1 protein-coding gene is annotated in these 291 nt (G+C 64.3%); it reads left to right on the forward strand.

Features of this window, described 5'->3' with window-relative positions:
• Positions 1-29: 29 nt before the first annotated feature.
• On the forward strand, positions 30-291 hold a 262-nt coding region (locus E5W70_RS20050; RefSeq protein ID WP_292661398.1), incomplete at its 3' end, for a (deoxy)nucleoside triphosphate pyrophosphohydrolase.

Raw genomic sequence — 291 nt, forward strand, 5'->3', positions numbered from 1 at the left:
TGAGCGGCTCAAACACGGCCGGCAAGCGCCTGCTCCTGGTCGCGGCCTGCGCGCTCGTCGATGCCGACGGGCGCGTGCTTTTGGCGCAGCGGCCCGAAGGCAAGCAACTCGCCGGCTTGTGGGAATTTCCAGGCGGCAAGGTCGAGCCTGGCGAGACGCCGGAACAATGCCTGATCCGCGAATTGTACGAGGAGGTCGGCATCGAGACCGACATCCCTTGCCTGGCGCCACTCACCTTTGCCAGCCATTCCTACGATGATTTTCACCTGCTGATGCCGCTGTTCGTCTGCC

It is taken from the genome of Mesorhizobium sp., from assembly GCF_005063415.1.
Classification (GTDB): domain Bacteria; phylum Pseudomonadota; class Alphaproteobacteria; order Rhizobiales; family Rhizobiaceae; genus Mesorhizobium.